This is a genomic window from Streptomyces sp. NPDC030245 (assembly GCF_055572995.1).
Genome location: NZ_JBVICF010000001.1, coordinates 615728 through 642593 on the forward strand (window position 1 = coordinate 615728; position 26866 = coordinate 642593).

The following is a 26866-nucleotide window of genomic DNA, read 5'->3' on the forward strand; positions in this document are numbered from 1 at the left end:
CACCCTGTGGGGGTGCCCGCCGGGGAACAACGCGGAAGATCTCATCCTGGTATGAGCCGGGTTCATCGATCGGCGATGATCGAGGCCGGGACGATCAAGGAAAAGGGGCCGCGCGCCATGAGCGGGAACGGGCTGGAGATCCGGGAACTGGAGTGTTTCCTGGTGCTTGCCGAAGAGCTGCACTTCGGACGGGCCGGCGAGCGGTTGTACGTCTCGCAGAGCCGCGTCAGCCAACTGCTCGCCGCCTTGGAGCGGCGGATCGGCGGACGCCTGCTGGAGCGTACGAGCCGCCGGGTCGCACTCACCACCCTAGGGGAACGTTTCCTTGCCGAACTCCGCCCGTCGTACGACGAGTTGGCATCGGTGGTCGGGCGGGCCAGGGCGGCGGCGCGGGGCGACGGGGGCACGCTGCGGATCGGCTTCCAGGGGACCGCGGACGACGCGCTGATGCGGGCCGTCGCGGCCTTCCAGGAGCGGCACCCGGCCTGTGTCACGGAGATCGTGGAGATCCCCTTCTGCGACCCGTTCGGTGCGGTGCGGGAGAAGGCCGTGGACGTGGCGATCGTGCTGCTGCCGGTCGCCGAGCCCGATCTGGTGCTCGGCCCCGTCTTCTCCAGCGAGCGGCAGACGGTGGCGGTGTCGGTGCGGCACGCCTTCGCCGGGCGGGAGTCGCTCGCGGCGCCGGAGCTCGCGGGGACGCCGCTGATCGCGGCGGCGGCGCCGGCGCCCGCGTACTGGCGCGAGGCACACGCCCCTTCCACCGCGCCGGGTCCGGCGGTCCGCACGCTCCAGGAGGGGCTGACGCTGGTCGCGGCGGACCGGGGGGCGATGCTGCTGTGCCGCCCGACGGCGGAGTACCACGGCCGCAAGGACGTCGTCTTCGTGCCGGTGGACGGGCTGCCGGACTCGGTGCTCGGGGTGGTGTGGCACCGGGACGCGGAGACCGAGCGGGTACGGGAGTTCGCGCGGGCGGTGGAGGCGGGCGAGGCCTGAGAGCCCGTCAGGGCGTGCGGCGCGGGGGCGTGCGGCGCACCTCGAAGTGGAAGCAGCCGTACTCCACGGCGCGAACGTGTACGAGGGCGGTCCGCGGGTCGGCGAAGGCCTCGTCGAACGCGGCGTCGAAGCCCCGCTCCTCGTCCTCGGGGATCTCCAGGAGGCGGCCCCCGAGGATGTGCCCCTCGGCGCTGTAGCGGCGGACCGTCCGCAGCGCCCCGGCCCGCGAGAACGGGTATCCCGCACGCTCCCGCGCCGCCCCCTCGCAGGGTTCGGCGTGGATGAAGACGGGGCCCTGCTCGTCGTAGGCGCCGGGGGTGGCGCCGGTCTCGGCGGCCCAGCGGCGCAGCGGGGCGTACGAGACGAGGGCGATGCGCTCGCCGGGCGCGACGGGCCGCAGACAGCAACGGAGCGGACTGCCACCCTCCGCGTCGGCGTACGGGACGCAGGGCCGCCCCGCGTCGTCGGTGTCACGGAGCCGGACGAGGACTTCGGGGGCGATGGGCAGCGGGGTGTGGGCGGTGGACGCGGGGGCTGTGGTGCCCGAGTGCGGGGTGGTCATGGGGGCTGCGGTGCCCGTGTGCGGGGTGGTCATGGGGCGAGCCTCGCGCGTGACGGGGCGGAGGGCTGGCGGTTTCCGGACGTGGCGCTACAGACGCAGCGCTACGCCTGACGCGCCCCGTTCACGGACCACTCAAGACGCAGCGCTACGCCCGCCGCGCCCCGTTCACGGACCGCTCCACTCCACCCCCCACGACCCCCGCCCGTTCAGCTCCGCCACGTCCACACCCGTCGTTCTGCGGTAGGCCGCGTCCAGTTCGGCCAACTCCTCCGGGGTCAGGACGTCCGTCACGCGGTGGAAGCCCTCCGGGGCGCGTTCCGCGACGGTCTGGAGGATGCGGTCGGCCGGCATGTCGCGGTTGGCGAGGACGATCGCGTTGACGGTCTCGCGCCGCACCTCCTCGTACGCCCGCAGCCCCGCCTCCCGATCGGGCGCCGTGTGGGCGAGGCAGCGCGCGAGGACGCGGGCGTCGAGGATCGCCTGGGAGCCGCCGTTCGACCCCACGGGGTACATCGGGTGCGCCGCGTCGCCGAGCAGGGTGACCGGGCCCCGGCCCCACCGGGCCAGCGGGTCGCGGTCGACCATCGGGTACTCCAGGATGTGCCGCGTGGCGGCGAGCAGCGCGGGCACGTCCAGGTCACCGATGCGCCAGCCCGTGTAGTGCGGCAGGACGTCGGAGAGCCGCCCTGAGCGGTTCCAGTCGGCGGGTCCCGCCATCCCGTGGTGGTGCGTGGGCGGGAACCGCACCTCCGCCACCCAGTTGAGCAGCGTCCTGCCGCGCTCCAGGGCGCGCCGGGAGATCGGGTAGACGACGAGCTTCGCGGTGGCGTTGCTGCCCGCCACCGCGACGGTCCGCCCGCCGAGCACCGGGTGCCACTCGACGATGCCCCGCCACATCCGGATGCCGTTCCACAGCGGCGGCCCCTCGCCGGGGTGCAGCACGGCCCGTACCGCCGAGTGCAGCCCGTCGGCCCCGACCAGGGCGCGGACCCGCACGCCGTACTCCCTGGCGCGCGCCATGTCCCGCAGGATCACCCGCAGCGCGCCGCCCTCCTGCTCGGCGAGCCGGACGAAGGCGGTGCCGGTGCGGACCGCGTGGTCGCCGAGCCGGTCGCGGACCGCGTCGAGGAGGAGCAGCTGGAGGGCGCCGCGGTGGATGGAGTACTGGGGCCAGCGGTAGCCGAGGGCGAGGCCGCGCGGTTCGGCCCAGATGCGGTTGCCGTGCCGATCGAAGTGGACCATCACGTCGGGTGCGACGGCGGTCGCCGCGAGCTGGTCGCCGAGCCCGAGCTCGGTCAGCTCCCGCACGGCGTGCGGCAGGAGGTTGATGCCCACGCCGACGGGGCGCAGCTGGTCGGCGGCGTCCACCACGCGGACGTCGATGCCCGCCGCGTGCAGGCTGAGCGCGGCGGTGAGCCCGCCGATGCCCGCGCCCGCCACGAGTACGTCGGTCATGGCCGTCGGGCGGCGCGGCCGGCGGCGGCCGGTCTCTCGGTCCCCAGCATCTCCGTGTCCCCCTGTGGTTCCTGACCGCCCTTGTGGCCGTGGTCTGCGGCCTGCCGGGACCGGTGCGGACGCGCGAGCGTAGCCGTACCGCAGCGGGAGAACAATGGCCCGGGCGGCCATCCGGAGCGGCATGGAAGGATGGCCGGAAACACCACAAGTCGCACCCACGAAGACGCGACACGTCGTACGAGGAGATGACCGCGTGCCCGGCACCAATCTGACCCGCGAAGAGGCGCAGCAGCGGGCGAAGCTGCTCACCGTTGACTCGTACGAGGTCGATCTCGACCTCTCCGGCGCGCAGGAGGGCGGGACCTACCGGTCCGTCACCACGGTGCGCTTCGACTCCGCGGAGGCGGGGGCCGAGACCTTCATCGACCTGGTGGCCCCCGCGGTCCACGAGGTCGTCCTGAACGGCCACGCGCTGGAGGTGGCCGCGGTGTTCCGCGACTCGCGCATCGCGCTGCGGCACCTGCACGCCGGTCCGAACGAGCTGCGGGTCGTCGCCGACTGCGAGTACACCAACACCGGTGAGGGACTGCACCGTTTCGTCGACCCGGTCGACCAACAGGCCTACCTGTACACGCAGTTCGAGGTGCCCGACGCCCGCCGTGTCTTCGCGTCCTTCGAGCAGCCGGACCTCAAGGCGACGTTCCGGTTCACGGTGAAGGCGCCGAGCGGCTGGACGGTGATCTCCAACTCGCCGACGCCCGAACCGAAGGACGACGTCTGGCACTTCGAGCCGACGCCCCGCATGTCGACGTACGTCACGGCGCTGATCGTCGGCCCGTACCACTCGGTCCACTCGTCGTACGAGGGTCCCGGCGGCCAGTCCGTGCCGCTCGGCATCTACTGCCGTCCCTCGCTCGCCGAGTTCCTCGACTCGGACGCGATCTTCGAGGTGACGCGGCAGGGCTTCGACTGGTTCCAGGAGAAGTTCGACTACGCGTACCCCTTCGCCAAGTACGACCAGCTCTTCGTGCCGGAGTTCAACGCGGGCGCGATGGAGAACGCGGGCGCGGTGACCATCCGCGACCAGTACGTGTTCCGTTCGAAGGTGACGGACGCGGCGTACGAGGTGCGGGCCGCGACGATCCTGCACGAGCTCGCCCACATGTGGTTCGGCGACCTGGTCACCATGGAGTGGTGGAACGACCTGTGGCTGAACGAGTCGTTCGCCACGTACGCCGAGGCCGCCTGCCAGGCGTACGCGCCGGAGTCGAAGTGGCCGCACTCCTGGACGACGTTCGCCAACTCCATGAAGACGTGGGCGTACCGCCAGGACCAGCTGCCGTCCACGCACCCGATCATGGCCGACATCCGTGACCTGGACGACGTCCTGGTCAACTTCGACGGCATCACGTACGCGAAGGGCGCGAGCGTCCTGAAGCAGCTCGTCGCCTACGTGGGCGAGGACGAGTTCTTCCGGGGCGTGCAGGCGTACTTCAAGCGGCACGCGTTCGGCAACACGCGCCTGTCCGACCTGCTCGGTGCCCTTGAGGAGACCAGCGGCCGCGACCTGAAGACGTGGTCGAAGAAGTGGCTGGAGACGGCGGGCATCAACGTCCTGCGCCCGGTCGTGGACGTCGACACGCGGGGCGTCATCACGTCCTTCGCCGTCAAGCAGGAGGCCCCGGCGCTCCCCGAGGGCGCGAAGGGCGAGCCGACGCTCCGTCCGCACCGCATCGCCATCGGCTTCTACGACCTCGACGACGCGTCCGGCAAGCTGGTCCGCACGGACCGCGTGGAGCTGGACGTGGACGGCGAACTCACGGCCGTGGACGCGCTGGTGGGCAAGGCGCGCCCGGCGGTCATCCTCCTCAACGACGACGACCTGTCGTACGCGAAGGTCCGCCTGGACAGCGACTCCCTCGCCTTCGTCACCGACCACATCGGCGACTTCGAGGCGTCGCTGCCGCGGGCGCTGTGCTGGGCGTCGGCGTGGGACATGACGCGCGACGCGGAGCTCCCCACGCGCGACTACCTCTCCCTGGTCCTCTCCGGCATCGGCAAGGAGTCCGACATCGGCGTCGTGCAGTCGCTGCACCGCCAGGTGAAGCTGGCCCTCGACCTGTACGCGGCCCCGGCCCGCCGGGACGCGGCGCTCGACCGCTGGACCGAGGCGACGCTGGAGCACCTGCGGGCCGCCGAGCCCGGCAGCGACCACCAGCTCGCGTGGGCCCGCGCCTTCGCCTCGACGGCCCGCACGGACGCGGACCTCGCGCTCCTGGAGCGCCTGCTCGACGGCTCGGAGTCGATCGAAGGACTGGCCGTCGACACCGAGCTGCGCTGGGCGTTCGTGGCGCGGCTCGCGGCGACCGGGCGGCTCGACGAGGCGGGCATCGCGGCGGAGCTGGAGCGGGACAGGACGGCGGCGGGCGAGCGGCACGCCGCCTCCGCGCGTGCGGCGCTGCCGACCGCGGAGGCGAAGGCGGCGGCGTGGGCCTCGGTCGTCGAGTCCGACTCCCTCCCCAACGCCATCCAGGAGGCGGTGATCAGCGGCTTCGTCCAGACCGACCAGCGGGAGCTGCTCGCTCCCTACACGGAGAAGTTCTTCGCCACGGTGAAGGACGCGTGGGACTCTCGTTCCCACGAGATGGCGCAGCAGATCGCCACCGGGCTCTACCCGTCGCTCCAGGTCTCTCGTGACACCTTGGACGCGACGGACGCGTGGTTGTCCTCCGCGGAGCCGTCGGCGGCGCTGCGCCGCCTGATCACGGAGTCCCGCGCGGGGGTGGAACGCGCCCTGCACGCCCGCGCAGCCGACGCCTGATCCCTTCCCGGGGGGGGTGCCTCTGCTGTCTTCCGGTGCCTTCCGGGTGCGGGCCGCCCCTGGCTGGTCGCGCAGTTCCCCGCGCCCCTGGACTGCCTACCGGCAGCCAGGGGCCGGCAGGCCCCGTCAGGGGCGCGGGGAACTGCGCGAGCGGCCACGCAGGGCCCGCAGCCGAAAGACGTCGGAGACACCCCCAAGGGGCGCGGGGAACTGCGCGAGCAACCACACACAACCCGCACCCGAAAAACGGCAGGGACCACCCCCAGGGGCGCGGGGAACTGCGCGAGCGGCCACGCACGGCCCGCAGCCGAGAGACGGCAGGCTCCGGGCACCGGGTCAGTGGCGGGTGGGGACTGCCGCCCGGAGGGCGGCGAGGACTCGGGCCACCGCTGCCCCACCCGCCGCCCCCCTCCGCACCGCAGCCACCACATGCCGCCGCGGATGGTCAAAAGAGAGCTCGCGCATGGCCACCCCGGCGCGACTCGTCGCAGCCATGCGCGGCACGAGAGCCACCCCCATCCCCGCCTCCACCATCGCCAGGATCGCCGTCCACCCGGACGCCGAGTGCGCCTGCTCCGGAGTGAACCCCGCCCCCTCGCACGCCGCCCGGGTGATCTCGGACCAGGGCCCACTGCCGCCGAAGATCCACGGTTCGGCGGCCAGGTCGGCCAGCCGCAGCCCCTCCGCCGCGGCCAGCCGGTGGTCGCCGGGCAGCGCCACGTCCAGCGGGTCGGCGAGCAGTGACTCCCGCGTGAACCGCGTGTCCGCGTCGGTCTCGGCGGGCGCCTGGACGGCCAGGGAGAGGGCGATGTCGACCTCGCCGGCCGCGAGGAGTTCGTACGCCTGGGCCGCCTCCGTCTCCCGTACCCGTATGGAGATCCCGGGCGCCGCCTCCCGCAGCGCCCGCACCGCGGGCACGACCAGCGCGGGCACGGCCGTCGAGAACGCGCCGACCCGCACCTCCCCCGCCTCCCCCTGGGCGTAGGCGGTCAACTCCGCGTCCGCCTTCTCCAGTTGCGCGAAGACCGCCTCCGCGTGCCGCAGCACGAGGTGCGCGGCGTCGGTGAGGCGGACCCGCCGCCCGTGCGCCTCCAGGAGCGGTACGCCGAGCTGCTTGGCGAGGTTGGACAGTTGCTGCGAGACGGCCGACGGCGTCATCTGCAACGTCCGCGCCGTCGCCGTGACGGTGCCCCGCTCACTCAGCGTGCGCAGGATCTGCAGCTTCTTGATGTCCCACTCGCTCATGAGCCCAACGTACCGACTGGTCAGGAGCAGGGAACCCACCGGCCGGGCCCCCTGCCTCACTTCGTGCGGGCCGCGCCGAGCACGACCCCGCCGAGGATCAGCCCCATGCACAGCACCTGGAGCCACCCCATCGCCTCGCCGAGAACCGCGAAGGAGAGCAGGGCGACGCAGACGGGCTGGAGGTAGTAGACGACCCCGGCGCGGGCGGCGCCGATGATCGAGATCGCCTTGTTCCAGGCGAAGAAGGCGACCGCCGACGACACCACGCCGACGTAGAGGAGCGGGGAGACCGTGCCGACGGTGGGCCGGAAGCCGCCCTGGACCGCGTAGCCGGCCAGGAAGACCGGCAGCAGCATCAGCGCGCCGAGCACGAACGTCGAGAAGAGGAAGGGGAGTCCGCCGATCTCGGCCGGCTTGCGCTTGAGCAGCGCGCTGTACGAGCCGAAGGAGAGCGCGGCCGCGATGATCCACAGGTCGCCGACCGCGAACTCCATGGCGAGCGAGCCCTTGCTGACCAGGAGCAGGACACCGGCGCAGGCGACGAGCATGCCGGTGACGCGGCGCGCGCCGAGCCGGGTGCCGCCGAGGCGTTCGTAGAGGGCCATCAGGACGGGCGACGCCGCCATGATCATGCCCATGTTGCCCGCGGTGGTCGTCATGCCCGCCTGGTTCACCAGGGTGTTGTAGACGGTGACGCCCAACAGCGAGGCGAGCAGCAGGAACTTGAGGTGCGCGCGGAGCACCTTCCGCTGCTGCCAGGTCCGGCGCGCCGCGAACGGCGCGACCGCCGCGATGGCGATGATCCAGCGCCAGAACGCGTGCTGCACGGGCGGCACGGTGTCGTGCAGGGCCCGGGAGGTGACGAAGCTGCCCGACCAGACGACCGTGGCGAGGGCCGCGAGGGCGAGGCCGACGCCGATGGGGCGCGCGGCCGCCTTCGCGGCGGCCGATGCGGTGTGAGCGGGGGTCCGGTCCAGGACTGCCACGGGGTATCCCTTGCCTCTCTCCCCGCGGTGGCGGGGTGTGCGGGGTGTCGCGCGCCTCGTATCTCGGTGAGGCGCGGGACCACCGTGACACCCCCACACCCATCAGGTCCATCGAATCTTTTCGCCGATTCTTTGAAGGAGATCTGAATAATGAAGGCGCGGCCTACATCGCGCCCCACTCCTCCAGCGCCACCGCCACCTCCCCCGGCCCCGCGTCGTCCGCCGCCCACGCCACGTATCCGTCGGGGCGCACCAGGACCGTCGTGCGGCGGCCGCTCGACCAGTGGGCGGGCACGGCACGCCCCGTCCCGCACTTCTCGCTCTCCGGCATGATGAGCACGAACTCGCCCGCGCGCAGGGCCTCGTAGAGCCGCCCCTCCTTGAGCGCGACGTCCGGGATGCGCCGTCCGACGAGCCGGTGGGCGCCCCGCGGGGCCCGGTACGCGATCCCGACGCCGGTGATCTGGCCCGCCGCCTTGGCGCGCACCGCGGGCACGCTGTTGACGAACCCGGCGAGCGCGGCGCGGGCCGCGCGCGTCCACGGACGCTTGGCCATCGCGAGCCGGACGAGCCCGCCGCTGCTGCGGAGCACCGTCCTGCCGACCGGGTGCCGCTCGGACTCGTAGGTGTCCAGGAGGCCGTGCGGGGCGCGGCCGTGGACCGCGGCGGCCAGCTTCCAGCCGAGGTTCGCGGCGTCCTGGAGTCCGGTGTTCATGCCCTGGCCGCCCGCCGGTGAGTGCACGTGCGCGGCGTCCCCGGCGAGGAAGACGCGGCCCACGCGATAGGCGGGTGCCTGCCGCTCGTCGCTGTGGAAACGGGACATCCAGCGGGCGTCGTGCATCCCGAAGTCGCTGCCGAGCGCCCGCCGGACGATGTCCTTGACCTCGTCGAGGCCGAGCGGTGCGCTGTCGGGGACGTCGCGCGAGCGGTCCCAGCCGATGACGCGGTGGTAGCCGTCGGCGAAGGGCGCGATGAAGGCGAAGGCGTCGCCGACGGCGTTGACGGTGACGAGCGCCTGCGGGCGCTCCGCGAGCCTGACGTCGGCCAGGACGAGCGAGCGGATGACGGACCTGCCGGGGAAGGGCAGCCCGACCGCCTCGCGCACGGCGCTGTGCAGGCCGTCGGCTCCGACGGCGTAGGCGGCGCGCAGTGTGCCCGGCTCGCCGCCGGGGCCGCGGACCCGGAGCGTCACACCGTCGGCGTCCTGGGCGACTCCGGCCACCTCGGTCTCGTACGCGAAGCGCACCCCGGCATCGACCGCGCGCCGCTCCAGGACGCGCTCGACCGCATACTGCGGGAGGACGAGGAGATGCCGGAAGCGGGACGGCAGCCGGGAGAGGTCCAGCGAGAGGCGGTCGAAGAGGCGGAGCCTGTCGAGCGGCTCCCCCTCGGCCTCCAGCTCGTCGGCGAGGCCCCGCGCGTCCATCTGCTCCAGGGTGCGGGCGTGCAGGACCATCGCGCGGGAGAGGTTGCTGATGCCGGGCGTCCGCTTCTCCACGAGGGTGACGGGGACGCCCGCGGCGGCGAGGTCCCCGGCGAGCAGCAGCCCGGTGGGGCCGGCGCCGACCACCACGACGGCGCCACCGCCGCTGTCGGGGCCGCCGGAGCCGTGGGCGGGATTCGTCTTCTTCGTGTCGCCGGTCGTGCCGTTCATGGCCGCCTCCTGGTGCCAACACGGATGGGTCAACGCCTGTTGGTCAACGCTTGTTGGCCAACGTACGGCCGCGCCCATGGACTGTCAACGCTTGTTGGCCTACGTTTGTTGGCATGATGGAAACGAACCCCGCCCGCCGCTCCGACACCACCCGTGCCGGCATCCTCGCCGCGGCCCGCGAGCGCTTCGCCGCGGACGGGTACGAGCGTGCGACGATCCGCGCCATCGCCAGGGACGCCCGCATCGACCCCTCGATGGTGATGCGCTACTACGGCAACAAGGAGGGGCTCTTCGCCGCCGCGACCTCGGTCGACCTGCGGCTGCCGGACTTCGCCGAGGTGCCCGTGGCGGACGTCGGGCGGGTCCTCGTGACGCACTTCCTCTCCGTCTGGGAGGGCGACGAGGTGCTCACCGCGCTGCTCCGGGTGGGCATCACCAATGAGGCGGGCGCGGAGCGCATGCGGGCGGTCTTCGCGGAGCAGCTGCTGCCGGTCGCGCGCGAGGTCTGCCCCGACCCGGCCGAGGCGCCGACGCGGGCGGCGCTCTGTGCCGCGCAGGTGCTGGGGCTCGCCCTGACGCGGTACGTGCTGCGGTTCCCGCCGTCGGCGGCGCTGACGCGGGAGGAGATCACGGACTGGCTGGCGCCGACGCTCCAGCGCTATCTGACGGCCGAACGGCCGTGAGCACGCCGAGGGCGCCCTCCGACGACGTCCGTACGCTGTACGGGTGTACGTCGTCGAGGGGCGCCCTCGGCGTGAAAGGTCCGGAGGCTGCCCGGAAGCTGCGGGTCAGCCCTGCTTCTGCTGCTTGCGGGACTTGTCGCCGACCATCACGAGGCCCGCGATCACCAGGAACAGCACGATGGGCGCGGCGACATACAGGCCGAGCGTGTCGATGACGCTCAGGCCGGGGCCCGGGTCGTCACCGTCGTCGCGCACGGCCGCGAGGGCGGGGGACGACATGAGCAGCATCATCAGCGTCGTGCCGGAGGCCAGGGCGCCGGCGCGCAGTGCGTTCTTCTTGTCCACGGTGCCAACGTAGCGAACTCCTAATCGGGGTGCGCGCCCGGGGGTGCCGTACGGGCGCCCGCGCCCCTCCCGCCCCCTTGGCGCTCCCCCTCGCGGAACACCGCCATGAGGGCGTGCAGCCGGGGTGAGGCGGCGAGTACCTCCAGGGTGACGGGGCGTCCGGTGGCGTCGGCCACGGGGAGGCGCCAGTTGGGGTACTGGTCCCAGGTGCCGGGGAGGTTCTGCGGCCTGCGGTCGCCGACCGCGTCCGGGAGCCAGACGCCGATCATGCGGGCCGGGGTGGCGAGGAGGAAGCGGTGCACGGCGCGGATCTCGTCCTCCTCGCAGCCGATCCCGCCGGGCAGCATGCCGAGCCGGCAGAGCAGCCCGAGCCATTCGCGCACGTCCGCGGCGGCCTCGGCCCGCTCCTGCGCCAGCGGCCGGGTCAGCAGGCCCAGGTCGTGGCGGAGGCGGACGTGCTCGCCGGTGAGGCGGGCCGCGGTCGGGGGCAGGTCGTGCGTGGTGGCGGTGGCCACGCAGTCGGCGCGCCAGGCGTCGGCGGGCAGCGGGCGGCCCGTGCCCTGCCAGTCCCGCTCGAACCAGAGCACCGAGGTGCCGAGCACGCCGTGCTCGCGCAGCCTCTCGCGGACGCCCGGCTCGACCGTGCCGAGGTCCTCGCCGATGACGAGGGCGTCCGCGCGGTGCGCCTCCAGGGCGAGGACGGCGAGCATCGCCTCGGCGTCGTAGTGGACGTACGTGCCCTCGGTGGGGTCGTGGCCCTCGGGGACCCACCAGAGACGGAACAGGCCCATGACGTGGTCGATGCGGAGGGCGCCCGCGTTGCGGAGCAGGCCGCGCAGGAGGGCGCGGTACGGGGCGTAACCGGACTCGGCGAGGCGGTCGGGGCGCCAGGGCGGCAGGCCCCAGTCCTGGCCGCGCGCGTTGAAGGCGTCCGGCGGGGCGCCGACCGACATGCGCGGGGCGAAGTGCCGCTGCTGCGCCCAGGCGTCGGCGCCGCCCGGATGCACGCCGACCGCGAGGTCGTGCACCAGGCCGATGTCCATGCCCGCCTCGCGGGCGGCGCGCTGGGCGGCGGCCAGCTGGGTTTCGGTGAGCCAGGCGAGACGGCTGTGGAAGTCGACGCGGTCCATCGCCTCGCGGCGGGCGCGGACCGTGCCGGGCGCGTCCGGGTCGCGCAGGGCGGCGGGCCAGGAGTGCCAGTCGGGGCCGTGGATCTCGGCGAGGGCCGACCAGGTGGCGTGGTCCTCCAGGGCGGGGCCCTGTTCGGCGAGGAAGGCGTTGTACTCGGCGCGGCGGCCGGGGCCGAGGGGGACCTCGTGGAGCAGTTCGAGCGCTTCGCGCTTGAGCGCCCAGACCGCGTCACGGTCGATCAACTCGCCCTCGCCCAGAACCCCCTCGCGCAGACGCGCCGCCCGGCGGCACAGCTCCTCGGCCCGCTCGCGCGCCGCGCCCCGCAGATACGCGAACTCCGGGACCGCCTCGACGCGCAGGTGCACGGGGTCGGGGAAGCGGCGCGAGGAGGGCCGGTACGGGGAGGGGTCGCTCCCCGGCCCCTCCGGAGAGCCGGGCACGGCCGCGTGCAGCGGGTTGACCTGGACGAAGCCCGCGCCCAGGACGCGGCCGGACCACGCGGCGAGATCGGCGAGGTCGCTCAGGTCCCCCATGCCCCAGGAGTGCCGGGACAGCAGGGAGTAGAGCTGGACCAGCAGCCCGTGCGCGCGCCGCTCCGGGGTCCTGATCCGGCGGGGCGCGGCGATGAGGTGCGCCTCGGCGTCGTCGCGGCCGGGACACCGCACATGGAGCCGGTGGACCCCGGGCGGCAACGGCCCGGGAAGCCGCGCCTCACCGCCCGGTCCGCCCGGTCCGCCTGGCTCTCCCGGCACGGTCCACTCGGCCGTCCCGCCCTCCTCCAGGTCCACCCGCACCCGTGACCCCGCGGGCAGTTCCGCGAGGGACGGGGGCAGGGGGGCGTCCGTCCAGAGCACCACGGTCGGCGGGAGCAGGCGTTCGGACAGTTCCGTCTCACGGGCGGCCAGCGCGGCCCCTGCGGCTTGCGGAGTGCTCGCGTCCACGCCCAGGGCGGCCAGGGCGGCGATCACGGCGGCGTCGGAGGCCGGGACGGTGCGCCCCGGGGACGGGGAGTAGGAGGTGGCCACGCCGTACGAAGCGGCCAGCCGGGAAAGGGTCATCAGACCGCCATGGTGTCCAGGCCCGAGGCCATACCGGTGGAGGTGGGTTCGCTGGTGAGCGGCGCGGCGTCGGCGAGCGGCGGCTCGCTGGTCAGCGGCGCGGCGTCGGCGAGCGGGGGCTCGCTGGTGAGGGGCGGCTCGCCGCAGCCGCAGGAGAAGGAGCCGTCGAGGCCCGAGTCGGGGTGGGAGACCTGTTTGGAGAGCGCGGACAGCAGAAGGTTGGCGGAAGCGGCCACGTGGGAGCTCCTTTTCAGGGGGCAGGTCTCGGCAGCCCTACCCAGTGCGCGGACTCGCAGACGTATACGTTGCCACAACGTGACCCTGGTCACATCCACTCCGTCGTACGGAAGTTGTCCCCCGCGGCCCGTCCCGCCCCGGAAGAACGGGCTCCGGCCCCTCCGCTTCCGGGAAGATGTCCACCGTCGCCGCTCCCTAGTACCCCCTTCCGGAAATTCGGGCAGGTTCCGCGAAGAATCCCCCGCCCGGTACCGCATCCCGTTGACACCTCCGGCGCCTCAGTGGTGGGCTCACTGCCACATGTGACGCAAGGGACCGCAAGGACCCGAGGGACGAGAACAGGGGCGAGGGCCGTGCAGGTGCGGCGCAGGAAGGGCGCGGCCGCCATCGCGGTCGCCGTGATCGCGGGCACGCTCGGCGGCGCACACGGCGCGCTCGCGGCCCCGGGTGCGCCCGGCCGGCCCGGTGTCCCCGCTACTTCCCCCGACAACGGCGGCAAGGACGGCCGCAAGGCCGCCGCGTCCGCTCTGCCGTCCGTCTGGCCGCGCCCCCAGTCGATGGAGGCGGTGGGCGGCGCCGTGACCGTCGGCGACGACGTCGTGCTCGTCACGGCGGACGGCGCCGACTCCGACTCCGGCTCCGGCTCCGCATCCGATCCGTACGCCCTGGAAGCCCTCCGCGCCGTCCTGCGCGACGCGGGCGCCCGCCGGATCACCGAGGCGCGCGACGGCGACCCGCTGCCCGCGGGAGGCACCCTCGTCGTCCGCGTCGGCGGGACCGGCGCCGACCGGGCGCTGCGCTCCCTCGGTGTCCGCGAGCGCGGCGACCTGCCCGCGGGCGGCTACCGTCTGGCCGTCGGCCGCGTCGACGGACGCGACACCGTCGCCCTCGCGGGAGCCGGTGCGGACGGCCTCTTCCACGGCGTACAGACCTTGCGGCAGCTCGTCGGCGGCGGGCACGGCACCCGCCTCGTCCCCGGCGTACGGATCAGGGACTGGCCCGGCACCGCCGTGCGCGGCATGACCGAGGGGTTCTACGGCACCCCCTGGACGCGCGAGCAGCGGCTCGCCCAGCTCGACTTCATGGGGCGCACCAAGCAGAACCGGTACCTCTACGCCCCCGGCGACGACCTCTACCGCCAGGCGCGCTGGCGCGAGCCCTACCCGGCGGACCAGCGGGCCGACTTCCGCGCCCTGGCGGAGCGCGCCCGTGCCAACCACGTCACGCTCGCCTGGGCCGTCTCGCCCGGCCAGGCCATGTGCCTGTCGTCCGAGCGGGACGTCAAGGACCTCACCCGCAAGATCGACGCCATGTGGGCGCTCGGGGTGCGCGCCTTCCAATTGCAGTTCCAGAACGTCAGCTACAGCGAGTGGCACTGCGAGCGGGACGCCGAGACCTTCGGATCCGGGCCGGAGGCCGCCGCGAAGGCACAGGCACGGGTCGCCAACGCGGTCGCCGCGCACCTGGCCGCCCGCCACCCGGGCGCGCACCCGCTCTCCCTGATGCCGACCGAGTACTTCCAGAAGGGGACGACCGAGTACCGCGCGGCCCTGTCCCGCGCCCTCGACCACCGCGTCGAGGTGGCCTGGACCGGTGTCGGCGTGGTGCCGAGGACCATCACCGGGCGCGAACTGGCGGGCGCCCGCGAGGCGTTCGGCGCGCACCCGCTGGTCACCATGGACAACTACCCCGTCAACGACTTCGCGCAGGACCGCATCTTCCTCGGCCCCTACACCGGCCGCCAGCCCGCGGTCGCCACCGGCTCGGCCGCCCTCCTCGGCAACGCCATGGAGCAGCCCGCCGCCTCCCGCATCCCCCTCTTCACCGCCGCCGACTACGCCTGGAACCCGCGCGCCTACCGCCCCCACGAGTCCTGGCTCGCCGCCATCGACGACCTCGCGGGCGGCGACGCGAAGGCGCGGGGCGCGCTGCGGGCCCTCGCGGGCAACGACGCCTCGTCCGTGCTCGGCGCCGACGAGTCGGCGTACCTGCGGCCGCTGATGAGCGAGTTGTGGCGCGCCCGCGCGACGACGGACCGGGCGCGGACCGACCGTGCCGCCGAGCGCCTGCGCGCCGCCTTCACCGTGATGCGGGAGGCGCCCGAGCGGCTCGCCGACAGCGCGCTCGACGACGAGGTGCGCCCCTGGATCGACCAGTTGGCGCGGTACGGCGAGGCGGGCGGGACCGCGGTCGACCTGCTGACCGCCCAGGCCGCCGGCGACGGCGCGGCGGCCTGGCACGCCTCGCGCGCCCTGGCGAAGCTCCGGAAGGAGCTCGGGCGCAGCGGCGTCACCGTCGGCGACGGCGTCCTCGACCCGTTCCTCGCACGCGCGCAGAAGGCGTACGCGGCGTGGGCGGGGACCGACGGGAAGCGGGCCTCGGACGGCGGGACGGCCCGCTTCGGCCGCGTCCGGGCACTCGCCGCGGTGACCGCGCTGACCGACCCCGGCACGGAGGGCACCGTCGAGGCGCACGTCCCGGGCAAGGGCTGGCGGCGGCTCGGCGCCCTGTCGGAGAAGGGCTTCACCGAGCTCGGCCTCACAAAGGGGGAGACGGTGCGCGCCGACGCGGTGCGGGCCGTGGTCGCCGACGGCACCGTCCGCCACCTCGTCCCCTGGTTCGCCGACACCCCCGCCGCCCGCCTCTCGCTCTCCCGCACCGAGGCCGACGCGGAGATCGGCGGCGGCCCGCTGCGGGTCACCGCGCAACTGCTCCCGCTGCGCCCCGGTGACGTCAGCGGACGGCTCCGGGCGAAGGCCCCGAAGGGCATCGAGGTGCGGGTCCCCGATAGCTCCACCCTGCCGCGCGGCACGGAGGTCGGCGTGCCGGTCGACATCACGGTCCCGGCGGGCACGCGCGCGGGGACGTACGAGATTCCGCTCACCTTCGGCGGCGAGACCCGCACGGTCTCGGTCCGCGCCTACCCCCGCACCGCGGGGCCCGACCTGGCGCGCGGCGCGAAGGCGTCGTCGTCGGGCGACGAGACGAAGGACTTCCCCGCGTCGGGCGCCGTCGACGGCGATCCGGAGACCCGCTGGTCGTCACCGGCGGAGGACGGCGCGTGGTGGCAGGTGGAGCTCGCGGAGCCGGTCAGGCTCGGGCAGGTGGTGCTGCGCTGGCAGGACGCGTACGCGGCGGGCTACCGCGTGCAGACCTCCGCCGACGGCCGGACCTGGCGGACGGCGGCCACCGTGCGGGACGGCAGGGGCGGCCGCGAGGCGGTCCGCATGGACGCGCGTGACACGCGTTACATCCGGGTGCAGGGTGACGAGCGGGCCACGCGCTTCGGCTACTCGCTGTGGTCGGTGGAGGCATACGCGGTCGCCGAGGCCGCCGAGGACTGACGGCGACCGCGTACACCTCCGAAGACACGCCCGTACACACGTGCGTACGTACAACAAAGGCCCGGATCGATTGCTAGGCGGAAATGCCGTCGATCCGGGCCATCGCGTCGTCCGCGCCGAACGGCTGCAAGTACGGCAGCCAGCGCGGATCCCTATGTCCGGTCCCGATGATGCGCCAAGCGAGACCCGACGGCGGCGCGGGTTTGTGCCGCAGCCGCCAGCCGAGCTCCATGAGGTGCCGGTCGGCCTTGACGTGGTTGCAGCGGCGGCAGGAAGCCACCACGTTGTCCCAGGCGTGCTGGCCGCCTCGGCTCTTGGGGATGACGTGGTCGACGCTGGTTGCGACGCCACCGCAGTACATGCACCGGCCGCCGTCGCGGGCGAAGAGCGCCCGCCTGGTCAGCGGAACGGGCCCCCGGTAGGGGACCCGCACGAACCGCTTGAGGCGGACCACGCTGGGTGCGGGGACGGTGCGCGTCGCGCTGTGCATGAAGGCGCCGGATTCCTCGAGGCAGAGAGCCTTGTTCTCCAGGACGAGGACGAGCGCGCGGCGGAGCGGTACGACGCCGAGGGGCTCGTACGACGCGTTGAGGACCAGGACATGCGGCACGGATGCCTCCTTGTACGCCGGCGGCGCGTGGCTCGCGCCGGGACGATCTGCAAGCCAGTCTCCCCTCATGCCTGGTCGTCGCGCCAGCATGTGCCCGTAACGGCCTTGAAGTGTTTTCGACCACAGCGTGCGCGCGCCTGCCGTCTGCCTCTTCTCCTCCCTGGTTCTTCCCGAGTGAGCACCGTCTCTCCCTCGAACATGACAACGATCCACACACGATGCCCCGTTAGTGTGGTGAGTCTGCCCGGCTCCCCCCACTCCGCCGGTTCCGCTTCGATGGCGGTTCTCCGTGCGCCGGGCAGGCCGCGATACCTGGAGGTACCTGCCGTGTTCTTGTCCGTCCTGTCGGCAGCCGGAACGGACCCGGACGACACGCCACAGACCAAGCCGCCCACGCTTGAGGACGCCCAGGAGAGCGCCACGAACGCGGCCAGCTGGGTCGAGCAGAACTGGTCCACGTGGCTCGGTATCGGCCTGCGCATCGTGCTGATCGTCACGATCGCCGTCGTCCTGCGCGTCCTGGTGCGCCGCGCCATCACCAAGCTGATAGACCGCATGAACCGCACGGCGCAGGCGGTGGACGGCACGGCGCTCGGTGGCCTCCTGGTGAACGTGGAGCGCCGCCGCCAGCGCTCGCAGGCGATCGGCTCGGTCCTGCGCTCGGTCGCCTCGTTCCTGATCCTCGGCACGGCCGGGCTGATGGTCCTCGGCACCTTCGAGATCAACCTGGCGCCGCTCCTCGCGTCCGCGGGTGTGGCGGGCGTCGCGATCGGCTTCGGCGCGCGCAACCTCGTGACGGACTTCCTCTCCGGCGTCTTCATGATCCTCGAGGACCAGTACGGCGTGGGCGACTCGATCGACGCGGGCGTCGCCTCCGGCGAGGTCATCGAGGTCGGCCTGCGCGTCACGAAGCTGCGCGGCGACAACGGCGAGATCTGGTACGTCCGCAACGGCGAGGTCAAGCGCATCGGCAACCTCTCCCAGGGCTGGTCCACGGCGGGCGTCGACGTGACGGTCCGCCCGGACGAGGACCTGGACAAGGTGAAGGCGACGCTGGCGGAGGTCGGCGAGACCATGGCCAAGGACGAGCCGTGGAACGAGAAGCTGTGGGGCCCCGTGGAGATCCTCGGCCTCGACAGCGTCCTCCTCGACTCGATGGTGATCCGCGTCTCCGCGAAGACGATGCCGGGGCAGTCGCTGGGGGTCGAGCGGGAGCTGCGGTGGCGGATCAAGCGGGCGTTCGACGAGGCGGGTATCCGCATAGTCGGCGGCCTTCCCCTGCCCCCCGAGGAGGACACGGCCCCCGACCCCTCCGCCACGATGGCACCCCCCTCCGCCTACGCCTCAACCACCTCCCCCCAGTCCCTGGCGGCGTCCCCCATACCCCCGCCCCCTCCGAACCTGTCGAAGTAGGGACGGCGGCGACTTCGGTGGGCCTGCGCCTTCGATCGTCACCGGGGCCGCCCGGTTTTTGCGGAGTGTGGCGCCTCCGGGCCGGCAGTAAAGGGCGCTCCCTGCGGTCGCGTCGGCTCCGCCGATTCCGCTTCGCTCCACCCTTGACTGCCGTCCCTCCACCGCACGTTGACTTTGCCCCGGACGGCCAGGGGTGGGGTCTACGGGGACTGGGGGATGGTCCATTCCCTTTCATCGCCGGGTGCGGACCGGCCCAACGTAAGCCGACGCCACCGTCGAGACGGCACCCCCGGCTACGCCGCTCGGGCCATCACCTCTCGTCGCCGGCTGCCGACCGGCCCATCGTGTGCGCGGGCCACGGTCGGGGCGCAGCCAGCCGCCCATACGGTTTCGCCGCTCGGGTCATCACCTTGCGCTGCCGGGTGCGGCCCGGCCCATCGTGTGTCGACGTCACGCTTGGGGCGCGGCCACCAGCGCGGCCCGGTGGCCGGGTCACCGGCCTTCATCGCCGGGTGCCGATCAGCCATCGCGGCGCGCGTCCCGGCCCCGGCTCAGCCGCCCGGTCGGGCCTCGCCGCTCGCGTTCTCGGCTCGCGCGGGGAGGGGTGGTCGATGTGCTGGCAAGCCCGGGGCCGCCCCCGCCTCCCGGCACCTACTTTTGAAAAGTTGCGAATGGCAAGGCCGCGCGCCCCCTTCCCGCGCAATGCGCCGCCCGGCCGGAAGGGTCCCGGGACCTACTTTCGCTAAGTTGCGAATGCGTTTGCCGCACGCCCCCCACCACACGGCTAATGCGCCCCCAGCGTGTGAGCCCCTTGCCCCAGAAACCTGCGACGGAGAGGCATGCGGGACGGCGCGCGGGGCGTGGCAAGGGGGCGCGCGGACTCTCCATTCACAACTTTGCCGAAGTAGGTGCCGGGGGGAGGAGGAGGGGGGCGGTCCCCGCATGCCCGACGACGCGACAACCACACCGGGCAGCTCACGTTGGGCCGGTCCGCACCCGGCAGCGCAAGCGGATGGCCCGAGCGGCGTAGCCGGGGGCGGCCACCACGACGGTGGCGTCGGCTTACGTTGGGCCGGGCCGCACCCGGCGATGAAAGGGGATGGCCCAGCCCGCGAGTCCCGTCGCCCCACCCCTGGCCGTCCGGAGCAAAGTCAACGTGCGGTGGAGGGACGGCAGTCAAGGGTGGAGCGGAGCGGAATCGGCGGAGCCGACGCGACCGCAGGGAGCGCCCTTTACTGCCGGCCCGGAGGCGCCACACTCCGCAAAAACCGGGCGGCCCCGGTGACGATCGAAGGCGCAGGTCCACCGGAGTCGCCAGGTAACGACTTGGTTGCCGCGGCCGTGCCCTCTATTGACGCCCCATTCACGCCAGCCGTACGGTCCTCACGAATTGGAAAGTTTCCTAACAGTTAGCGGCGAGAGGCAGGTGGGCGTCATGGCAGCCGGCAGCACCCCGGGCTCACCGGGTACTCCGGGCACCCCGGGCACCCCGGGTACCCCACGCGTCCTGCGCGCCATGAACGACCGCGCCGTCCTCGACCTCCTCGTCGCGCACGGCCCCCTCACCCGTACCCGCATCGGCGAGCTGACCGGGCTCTCGAAGCCCACCACCTCCCAGCTCCTGGGCCGGCTCGAAGCCGCCGGCCTCGTGCACACCACCGGCAGCCTCAGTGGACGCCCCGGCCCCAACGCCCTGCTGTACGAGATCGACCCCCGCGCCGGCCACGTCGCCGCGCTCTCCGCCGACCCGAACGGCATCACCGCCCTCGTCGCCGACATCACCGGCACCGTGCTCGGCAGGGAGCGCGTGGAGGCCGAAGCCGTCGCCGTGGACGTGCGCCACCGCACCGCCCAGCTCGTCACCGAGGCCGTCGACGGCGCCCTGCGGCAGGCGGGGCTCGGCCACGAGGACCTGCGGGCCGCCGTCATCGGCACCCCGGGTGCCATCGACCCGCAGACCGGCCAGCTGCGCTACGCCCCGCACCTGCCGGGCTGGCACTCGCGGACGCTGCGCGACGACCTCGCGGCCGTCCTCGGCACGCCCGTCGACATCGAGAACGACGTGAACCTCGCCGCCGTCGCCGAGCAGTACGAGGGCGCCGCCCAGGACTACGACAACTACGTGCTGACCTGGCTCGACGAGGGCGTCGGCGCCGCCATCGTGCTCGGCGGCACCTTGCTGCGCGGCGCGACCGGCGGCGCGGGCGAGATCGGGTACATGCCACTGCCGGGTGCCCCGCTGGTGCGGAGAAGCGCGCAGGACGACGGAGGTGGGGACGGAGGGTTCGAGAGCCTGGTCTCCGCGTACGTCGTGCGCGAGCTCACCGGCGGCGGCGCCACCCTCGCGGAGGTCATGGCCGACGACGCCGCACTCGCCGAGGTCGCCCGCCGCATCGCCACCGGCATCGCCGCCGTCGTCGCCGTCGTGGACCCCGAACTCGTCGTGCTCTCCGGCTCCGTCTCCCAGGCCGGCGGCGACAAGCTGCGCGCCAGGGTCGAGGAGGAGCTGACCGGGCTCGCGCTGCCCCGCCCGCAGATCCGCATCAGCGAACTCGACGGCGACCCGATCCTCACCGGCGCCCTGCGCTCGGCCCTCACCCAAGCCCGTGACCAGGTGTTCGACACGGCCTGAGACCCTCCCCGCCCAGGGCAAGCCCCGAACCGCCCACCTCCCCTCCCCCGCAAAGGAAGTCCGCCATGCCGCGATGGCGCATGCCCACCTGCGCGTCCGCGGCGCTCGCCGCAGCCGGCCTGTTGCTCTCCGGCTGCGCCAACCCGAGCGTCGGCAGCGCGAACGACGACCCGACCAAGCCGGTCACCCTGAAGTTCTGGCACGGCTGGGCCACGCCCGGCGAGGTCAAGGCCATCAACGACAGCATCGACCGGTTCGAGAAGCTGCACCCGAACATCGACGTGAAGGCCACCGGGAACGTCTCCGACGAGACCGTCAACCAGGCCCTGCGCGCGGGCGGCGACAAGGCCCCGGACGTCGTGTCCTCGTTCACCACCAACAACGTGGGCCAGTACTGCGACTCCGGGATGTGGGTGAACCTCGACCCGTTCATGAGGAAGACCGGGCTCGACAAGCACAAGACGTTCCCCAAGACGCTGCTCGACTACACCAGCTACCGCGGCAACCAGTGCGCCCTGCCGCTGCTCGCGGACGCCTTCGGGATGTACTACAACAAGGACGCCTACGCCGAAGCCGGCATCGAGCGGCCGCCCCGCACCATGTCCGAGTTCAAGAAGGTCGCCGAGAAGCTGACCGTCCGCGGCGGCAAGGACTCGTACAAGCGCGTCGGGTTCATGCCCAGCTTCCGCTTCTACCAGAACAGCCCCGACCGGCTCTTCGCGCAGTGGGGGCCGCGGTACTTCGACGCGGCGGGCAAGTCACGCCTCGCCGACGAGCCCGCGGCGTACGACTTCTTCAAGACCGCGCGGCAGCTCGCCGAGGCTCAGGGCGGGTTCAAGAACCTGGAGAAGTTCCGGCTCACATTCGGTGACGAGATGTCCAGTCAGAACGCCTTCCTCACCGGGAAGGTCGCCATGCTCCTGGACGGCGAGTGGCGCGGCCTGATGCTGAACGAGGCGAAGGCGAAGTTCAACTGGGGCGTGGCGCCGCTGCCCGTCCCCGACGACCAGGCCGACACGTACGGGCGGGGCTTCATCACCGGCACCGTCGCCGGCATCGCGCACAGCAGCAAGTACCAGAACGCCGCATGGGAGCTGGTGCGGTTCCTGACCGCCGACACGAAGCAGGTCGTGAGCTTCGCGAACGCCATCCACAACGTGCCCTCCACGTACGCGGCGCTCAAGTCGCCCGACCTGGACGCCGACCCGACCTTCCGGGCCTTCTTCGACATCCTGTCGAACAAGCACAGCAAGGCCCTGCCGCCCTCCGTCAACGGCGGCGCCTACGTCGTCTCCCTGGGGGACTTCTCGTACTCCGTGGAGGCCGGGCGCGTCGGTGACCTGCGCAAGGGGCTGAAGAAGCTCGACGAGCAGATCGACGCCGACACCCTCCAGTCGAAGAGCTGAGGACTCCGACCCATGGCCATGACCCTGTCCAACCCCGCGCGCCGCCGACTGCGCACGCTCGGGTTCCTCTCCCCCTGGCTGGTCGGCTTCAGCGTCTTCTTCGCGTATCCGCTGATCGCCACCGTCTACTTCTCGTTCATGCACTACAACCAGATCAAGGAGCCCACCTTCGTGGGCCTCAAGAACTGGACGTACGTGTTCCAGCAGATGCCGCTGTTCGGCCCGGCCCTGTGGAACACCCTCTGGCTCGTCGTGGTCATGGTGGCGGTGCGGGTGGTCTTCGGGCTCTCGCTCGGGCTGCTGGTCACGAAGATCAAGACGGGGGCGGGGTTCTTCCGCACCGCCTTCTACATCCCGTACCTCGCGCCGCCGGTGGCCGCCACCGTCGCCTTCGTCTTCCTGCTCAACCCGGGCTCGGGGCCGGTCAACGAGATCCTCGGCTCCATGGGCATCTCCGGGCCCAACTGGTTCAACGACCCGGACACCGCCAAACCCTCACTGGTCCTGCTCTCCCTGTGGGGCATCGGCGACCTGATGGTGATCTTCATGGCCGCGCTGCTCGACGTACCGAAGGAGCAGTACGAGGCGGCCGAGCTGGACGGCGCGGGCGCGTTCGCCACATTCCGCTACGTCACCTGGCCCGCCATCACGCCGATCGTGATGTTCGCCGTGGTCACGGGCGTCGTCCAGACCATGCAGTACTACACGCAGGCCCTGGTCGCGGGGAAGGTCGCCTCCGGCGTCAACATCGGGCCCGGGTCGGTCATCCAGCCGGGATACCCCGACCACTCGACCCTCACGGTGCCCCAGCTCGTCTACCAAATGGGCTTCCAGAACTTCAACACCGGTGCCGCGTGCGTGCTCTCGCTCGTGCTCTTCGCCATCGCCATGGCCGTGACCATGCTCCTGATGCGCAAGCGCTCCGGGCTGCTCGCGGCGGAGGACTGAGGACTTTCGATGACTTCCACGACTCTCAGCGCGCCCGCGTCGGCGTCGACGCCCGAACGGAGTGCTCCGCACCGGGGACCCGCCGCCGCCCGCGCCCGCCGCAAGCGCATCCTGCACTGGATCGCCGTGCACAGCGTCGCCATAGCCGTCGCGCTGCTGTTCATCCTGCCGTTCGTGTTCGTCTTCCTGACGTCGGTGATGAGCGACGCGCAGGCGATGAGCGGCGAGCTGTGGCCCGACTCCTGGCACTGGTCGAACTACAAGGCCGTGTTCGAGACGCCGGGCTTCCTCGACTGGTGGCGCAACTCGCTCATGTACGCGGGTCTCGGCACCCTCTTCACGGTCTGCTCGGCCATCCCCGTGGCGTACGCGCTCGCCAAGTTCCGCTTCCGCGGCCGGCGCACCGCGATGCTGCTCGTCATCTCGACGATGATGCTCCCGCCGCAGGTCATCGTGATTCCGATGTACTTGGTGTGGGCGCAGCAGTTCCATCTGTCGGGCACCTTGTGGCCGCTGATCATTCCGATGGCGTTCGGTGACGCGTACTCGATCTTCCTGCTTCGGCAGTTCCTCCTCACCATCCCGAAGGAGTACATCGAGTCGGCGAAGGTCGACGGGTGCGGGGAGTTCCGCACCATGGTGAAGATCGTCGTGCCGATGGCCAAGCCCGGCATCGCCGCCATCGCCCTCTTCCAGTTCTTCTACTGCTGGAACGACTACTTCGGCCCGCAGATCTACGCGGCGCAGAACCCCGGCGCGTGGACGCTGAGCTACGGCCTGGAGTCGTTCAAGAGCGCCCACAGCGTCAACTGGAACATGACGATGGCGGCGACGCTGCTCGTCATGGCGCCCGTCATCCTCATCTTCTTCTTCGCACAAAAGGCCTTCGTCGAAGGCGTCACCCTCACCGGAGTAAAGGGCTGAGAACCGATATGAAGCTCGCAGTGGTCGGCGGAGGGTCGACCTACACACCCGAACTCATCGACGGATTCGCGCGGTTGAGGGACACCCTGCCGATCGAGGAGCTCGTCCTCGTGGACCCGGCGGCCGACCGCCTGGAGCTGGTGGGCGGCCTCGCGCGGCGCATCTTCGCCAAGCAGGGGCACCCCGGCCGCATCGTCACCACGTCCGACGTGGACGCGGGCGTCGCGGACGCCGACGCGGTCCTGCTCCAGCTGCGCGTCGGCGGGCAGGCGGCCCGTCAGCAGGACGAGACCTGGCCGCTGGAGTGCGGCTGCGTCGGCCAGGAGACGACCGGCGCGGGCGGCCTGGCGAAGGCCCTGCGCACCGTCCCGGTCGTCCTGGACATCGCCGAGCGCGTACGGCGCACCAACCCGGACGCCTGGATCATCGACTTCACCAACCCCGTGGGCATCGTGACGCGGGCGCTGCTCCAGGCCGGGCACAAGGCCGTCGGTCTGTGCAACGTGGCGATCGGCTTCCAGCGCAAGTTCGCCAGGCTGCTCGACGTCGCGCCCGGCGAGGTGCACCTCGACCATGTGGGCCTCAACCACCTGACGTGGGAGACGGGTGTACGTCTCGGGGGTCCCGGCGGCGAGGACGTCCTGCCCAAGCTGCTCGCCGAGCACGGGGACGCGGTCGCCGAGGACCTGCGCATGCCGCGCGCGATCGTCGACCGGCTGGGCGTCGTCCCCTCGTACTACCTGCGCTACTACTACCAGCACGACACCGTCGTCGACGAGCTGCGGACCAAGCCGTCGCGCGCCGCCGAAGTGGCCGCCATGGAGAAGCAGTTGCTGGACATGTACGGCGACCCGGCGCTCGACGAGAAGCCGGAGCTGCTCGCCAAGCGGGGCGGGGCCTTCTACTCGGAGGCCGCCGTGGACCTCGCGGCCTCGCTGCTCGGCAACGGCGGCAGCCCCTACCAGGTGGTCAACACCGTCAACAACGGCACGCTGCCGTTCCTGCCGGACGACGCGGTCATCGAGGTGCAGGCCGCGGTGGACGGCACGGGCGCCAAGCCGCTCCCCGTGCCGGAGCTCGACCCGCTGTACGCGGGGCTCGTCGCGCACGTCACCGCGTACGAGGACCTCGCGCTGCGCGCCGCGCTGCACGGCGGCCGCGAGCGCGTCTTCAAGGCGCTGCTCGCCCATCCGCTCGTCGGCCAGTACGCGTACGCCGAGCAGCTCACCGACAGCCTGATCGCGCACAACCGGGAGCACCTGGCGTGGGCGTAGGCGCGAGCGTGCTCGCGATCGACGCGGGCAACAGCAAGACCGACGTCGCGGTGGTCGCGGCCGACGGGCGCATCGTCGGCGCGGCCCGCGGCGGCGGGTTCCAGCCGCCGCGCGTCGGCGTCGAGACCGCCGTGGACGTGCTCGCGGAGGCGGTGGCGCGGGCGTTCGCCGAGGCCGGCGTCGACTCGGTGGGGCATGTGTCCGCGTGTCTCGCCAACGCCGATCTGCCCGTCGAGGAGCGGGAGTTGGCGGACGCGCTGCGGCGGCGCGCGTGGGGTCCTTCGGTCGACGTGCGCAACGACACCTTCGCCGTGCTGCGCGCCGGGCTCCTGGAGGACGCCGAGCCGCGCGGTGTCGCCGTGGTGTGCGGCGCGGGCATCAACTGCGTCGGCATGCTGCCGGACGGGCGCACCGCCCGCTTCCCCGCCATCGGCCGCATCTCCGGCGACTGGGGCGGGGGCGGCGGCCTCGCCGAGGAGGCGCTGTGGCACGCCGCGCGCGCCGAGGACGGCCGCGGCCCGGCGACCGCGCTGCGCGAGACGCTGCCCGCGCACTTCGGCCTGGCCTCCATGTACGCGCTGATCGAGGCGCTGCACCTGGGCCGCGTCACGCCGGTGCGCCGGCACGAGCTGACGCCGGTCCTGTTCGCCACCGCGGCTGCGGGCGACGCCGTGGCGCGGTCGCTGGTGGACCGGATGGCCGACGAGGTCGTGGCCATGGCGACCGTGGCCCTGGAACGGCTCGGGCTGCTCGACGAGGAGGCGCCGGTACTGCTCGGCGGCAGCGTTCTCGCCGCGCGCCACCCTCAACTGGACGACGGGGTGCGGGCGTTGCTCGCCGAACGGGCGCCCAAGGCGGTGCCACAGGTGGTCGTCGCACGGCCCGTGCTCGGCGCGGCGCTCCTCGGCCTCGACCACGTCGCGGCGCCGGGCGAGGTGTACGCGCGCGTGCGGGGCCATTACGAGGACGGCGCGCGCGTCGCCTGACGTGCTTCCCGCCCGCGCCGTGCGCGCGGGCGGGAACCGAACACCCCCCGATCTCGTGTTCAGAAGCAGGGATACGCACAAGATCCAGTCAAGGCCTGTGCGGATGTCGGTCCCTGCGGCGATACTTGCGGCCGTGCACTTCTTCCCGCTCCGCGCGTG

Annotated in this window: 20 protein-coding genes; 11 read left to right on the forward strand and 9 right to left on the reverse strand. The window is 72.7% G+C overall.

Translation table 11 applies throughout. The features are described from left to right. The first annotated feature begins 75 nt into the window (after nt 1-75). Nucleotides 76-993 (forward strand): LysR family transcriptional regulator, encoded by a 918-nt coding sequence (locus ACZ4Z4_RS02705; RefSeq protein WP_468322087.1) that lies wholly within the window; start codon nt 76-78, stop codon nt 991-993. Nucleotides 994-1000: 7 nt separating this feature from the next. Here ACZ4Z4_RS02705 and ACZ4Z4_RS02710 read toward each other — a convergent pair whose 3' ends face one another. Both ACZ4Z4_RS02710 and ACZ4Z4_RS02715 read right to left on the reverse strand, forming a co-directional pair. Further along, on the reverse strand, nt 1001-1555 hold the full coding sequence (locus tag ACZ4Z4_RS02710; protein WP_468322090.1) for a DUF1203 domain-containing protein: 555 nt from the start codon (nt 1553-1555) through the stop codon (nt 1001-1003). Nucleotides 1556-1720: 165 nt separating this feature from the next. After that, entirely contained in the window at nt 1721-3010 is a 1290-nt protein-coding gene (locus tag ACZ4Z4_RS02715; RefSeq protein WP_468321168.1) for a flavin-dependent oxidoreductase, read from the reverse strand. Between the two features lie 253 nt (nt 3011-3263). On the opposite strand from ACZ4Z4_RS02715, the gene pepN reads away from it, so the two are divergent. Continuing rightward, nucleotides 3264-5831, forward strand: a complete 2568-nt coding sequence (gene pepN / locus ACZ4Z4_RS02720) for an aminopeptidase N (protein WP_468321171.1) — start codon at nt 3264-3266, stop codon at nt 5829-5831. A gap of 336 nt (nt 5832-6167) precedes the next feature. On the opposite strand, the gene ACZ4Z4_RS02725 is transcribed toward pepN, so the two are convergent. From ACZ4Z4_RS02725 to ACZ4Z4_RS02735, 3 genes are all read right to left on the reverse strand, one after another. Then, the gene (locus ACZ4Z4_RS02725; RefSeq protein ID WP_468321173.1) at nt 6168-7076 is read right to left on the reverse strand and encodes a LysR family transcriptional regulator; all 909 of its coding nucleotides are present in this window, start codon (nt 7074-7076) and stop codon (nt 6168-6170) included. A 56-nt stretch (nt 7077-7132) separates the two neighbouring features. Beyond that, nucleotides 7133-8062: a DMT family transporter gene (locus ACZ4Z4_RS02730; RefSeq protein WP_468321175.1), complete on the reverse strand. Its 930-nt coding sequence runs from the start codon at nt 8060-8062 to the stop codon at nt 7133-7135. Nucleotides 8063-8225: 163 nt separating this feature from the next. Next, entirely contained in the window at nt 8226-9716 is a 1491-nt protein-coding gene (locus ACZ4Z4_RS02735; protein ID WP_468321178.1) for an FAD-dependent monooxygenase, read from the reverse strand. A gap of 116 nt (nt 9717-9832) precedes the next feature. Between ACZ4Z4_RS02735 and ACZ4Z4_RS02740 the strand changes: the two genes are divergently transcribed. After that, the gene (locus tag ACZ4Z4_RS02740; RefSeq protein ID WP_468322092.1) at nt 9833-10399 is read left to right on the forward strand and encodes a TetR/AcrR family transcriptional regulator; all 567 of its coding nucleotides are present in this window, start codon (nt 9833-9835) and stop codon (nt 10397-10399) included. 105 nt (nt 10400-10504) lie between these two features. Here ACZ4Z4_RS02740 and ACZ4Z4_RS02745 read toward each other — a convergent pair whose 3' ends face one another. The 3 genes from ACZ4Z4_RS02745 to ACZ4Z4_RS02755 are packed head-to-tail and all read right to left on the reverse strand — an operon-like array spanning nt 10505 to nt 13169. Further along, nucleotides 10505-10744, reverse strand: a complete 240-nt coding sequence (locus ACZ4Z4_RS02745) for a hypothetical protein (RefSeq protein ID WP_150167792.1) — start codon at nt 10742-10744, stop codon at nt 10505-10507. 20 nt (nt 10745-10764) lie between these two features. Continuing rightward, on the reverse strand, nt 10765-12933 hold the full coding sequence (gene malQ / locus ACZ4Z4_RS02750) for a 4-alpha-glucanotransferase (protein ID WP_468321181.1): 2169 nt from the start codon (nt 12931-12933) through the stop codon (nt 10765-10767). After that, a complete protein-coding gene (locus tag ACZ4Z4_RS02755) occupies nt 12933-13169 on the reverse strand; it encodes a hypothetical protein (RefSeq protein WP_398297845.1) in 237 nt (78 codons plus the stop codon). The genes malQ and ACZ4Z4_RS02755 overlap by 1 nt, the downstream gene beginning before the upstream one ends. A gap of 354 nt (nt 13170-13523) precedes the next feature. Here ACZ4Z4_RS02755 and ACZ4Z4_RS02760 point away from each other — a divergent pair, with 354 nt between their 5' ends. Then, nucleotides 13524-16514, forward strand: coding sequence for a beta-N-acetylglucosaminidase domain-containing protein (locus ACZ4Z4_RS02760; protein WP_468321184.1), 2991 nt, complete (start codon nt 13524-13526; stop codon nt 16512-16514). Between the two features lie 73 nt (nt 16515-16587). Here the strand turns inward: ACZ4Z4_RS02760 and ACZ4Z4_RS02765 are convergent, their stop codons facing one another. After that, nucleotides 16588-17124: an HNH endonuclease gene (locus tag ACZ4Z4_RS02765; protein ID WP_150184145.1), complete on the reverse strand. Its 537-nt coding sequence runs from the start codon at nt 17122-17124 to the stop codon at nt 16588-16590. Nucleotides 17125-17400: 276 nt separating this feature from the next. On the opposite strand from ACZ4Z4_RS02765, the gene ACZ4Z4_RS02770 reads away from it, so the two are divergent. From ACZ4Z4_RS02770 to ACZ4Z4_RS02800, 7 genes are all read left to right on the forward strand, one after another. Beyond that, entirely contained in the window at nt 17401-18537 is a 1137-nt protein-coding gene (locus ACZ4Z4_RS02770) for a mechanosensitive ion channel family protein (protein ID WP_468321187.1), read from the forward strand. A 1435-nt stretch (nt 18538-19972) separates the two neighbouring features. Then, nucleotides 19973-21169: an ROK family transcriptional regulator gene (locus ACZ4Z4_RS02775; RefSeq protein WP_468321190.1), complete on the forward strand. Its 1197-nt coding sequence runs from the start codon at nt 19973-19975 to the stop codon at nt 21167-21169. Nucleotides 21170-21234: 65 nt separating this feature from the next. Further along, nucleotides 21235-22575 carry an ABC transporter substrate-binding protein gene (locus ACZ4Z4_RS02780; RefSeq protein WP_468321192.1) on the forward strand — a complete coding sequence of 447 codons (1341 nt, stop codon included), beginning with the start codon at nt 21235-21237 and terminating at the stop codon, nt 22573-22575. 12 nt (nt 22576-22587) lie between these two features. After that, entirely contained in the window at nt 22588-23523 is a 936-nt protein-coding gene (locus ACZ4Z4_RS02785; protein ID WP_468321193.1) for a carbohydrate ABC transporter permease, read from the forward strand. Between the two features lie 9 nt (nt 23524-23532). After that, nucleotides 23533-24447 carry a carbohydrate ABC transporter permease gene (locus ACZ4Z4_RS02790; protein ID WP_468321195.1) on the forward strand — a complete coding sequence of 305 codons (915 nt, stop codon included), beginning with the start codon at nt 23533-23535 and terminating at the stop codon, nt 24445-24447. 8 nt (nt 24448-24455) lie between these two features. Then, nucleotides 24456-25721, forward strand: a complete 1266-nt coding sequence (locus tag ACZ4Z4_RS02795; RefSeq protein WP_468321197.1) for a 6-phospho-beta-glucosidase — start codon at nt 24456-24458, stop codon at nt 25719-25721. Next, nucleotides 25712-26707, forward strand: a complete 996-nt coding sequence (locus ACZ4Z4_RS02800) for an N-acetylglucosamine kinase (protein ID WP_468321198.1) — start codon at nt 25712-25714, stop codon at nt 26705-26707. Before ACZ4Z4_RS02795 ends, ACZ4Z4_RS02800 begins: the two co-directional genes overlap by 10 nt. Nucleotides 26708-26866: the final 159 nt, after the last annotated feature.

What these genes read in the sequence shown, in the direction of transcription:
- ACZ4Z4_RS02795 (WP_468321197.1), top strand. Translation starts at nt 24,456, where the DNA reads ATGAAGCTCGCAGTGGTCGGCGGAGGGTCGACCTACACACCCGAACTC.
- ACZ4Z4_RS02790 (WP_468321195.1), top strand. Translation starts at nt 23,533, where the DNA reads ATGACTTCCACGACTCTCAGCGCGCCCGCGTCGGCGTCGACGCCCGAA.
- ACZ4Z4_RS02705 (WP_468322087.1), top strand. Translation starts at nt 76, where the DNA reads ATGATCGAGGCCGGGACGATCAAGGAAAAGGGGCCGCGCGCCATGAGC.
- ACZ4Z4_RS02780 (WP_468321192.1), top strand. Translation starts at nt 21,235, where the DNA reads ATGCCGCGATGGCGCATGCCCACCTGCGCGTCCGCGGCGCTCGCCGCA.
- ACZ4Z4_RS02785 (WP_468321193.1), top strand. Translation starts at nt 22,588, where the DNA reads ATGGCCATGACCCTGTCCAACCCCGCGCGCCGCCGACTGCGCACGCTC.
- ACZ4Z4_RS02740 (WP_468322092.1), top strand. Translation starts at nt 9,833, where the DNA reads ATGGAAACGAACCCCGCCCGCCGCTCCGACACCACCCGTGCCGGCATC.
- ACZ4Z4_RS02725 (WP_468321173.1), bottom strand. Translation starts at nt 7,076, where the DNA reads ATGAGCGAGTGGGACATCAAGAAGCTGCAGATCCTGCGCACGCTGAGT.
- malQ (WP_468321181.1), bottom strand. Translation starts at nt 12,933, where the DNA reads ATGACCCTTTCCCGGCTGGCCGCTTCGTACGGCGTGGCCACCTCCTAC.
- ACZ4Z4_RS02715 (WP_468321168.1), bottom strand. Translation starts at nt 3,010, where the DNA reads ATGACCGACGTACTCGTGGCGGGCGCGGGCATCGGCGGGCTCACCGCC.
- ACZ4Z4_RS02710 (WP_468322090.1), bottom strand. Translation starts at nt 1,555, where the DNA reads ATGACCACCCCGCACTCGGGCACCACAGCCCCCGCGTCCACCGCCCAC.
- ACZ4Z4_RS02735 (WP_468321178.1), bottom strand. Translation starts at nt 9,716, where the DNA reads ATGAACGGCACGACCGGCGACACGAAGAAGACGAATCCCGCCCACGGC.
- ACZ4Z4_RS02770 (WP_468321187.1), top strand. Translation starts at nt 17,401, where the DNA reads ATGGCGGTTCTCCGTGCGCCGGGCAGGCCGCGATACCTGGAGGTACCT.
- ACZ4Z4_RS02775 (WP_468321190.1), top strand. Translation starts at nt 19,973, where the DNA reads ATGGCAGCCGGCAGCACCCCGGGCTCACCGGGTACTCCGGGCACCCCG.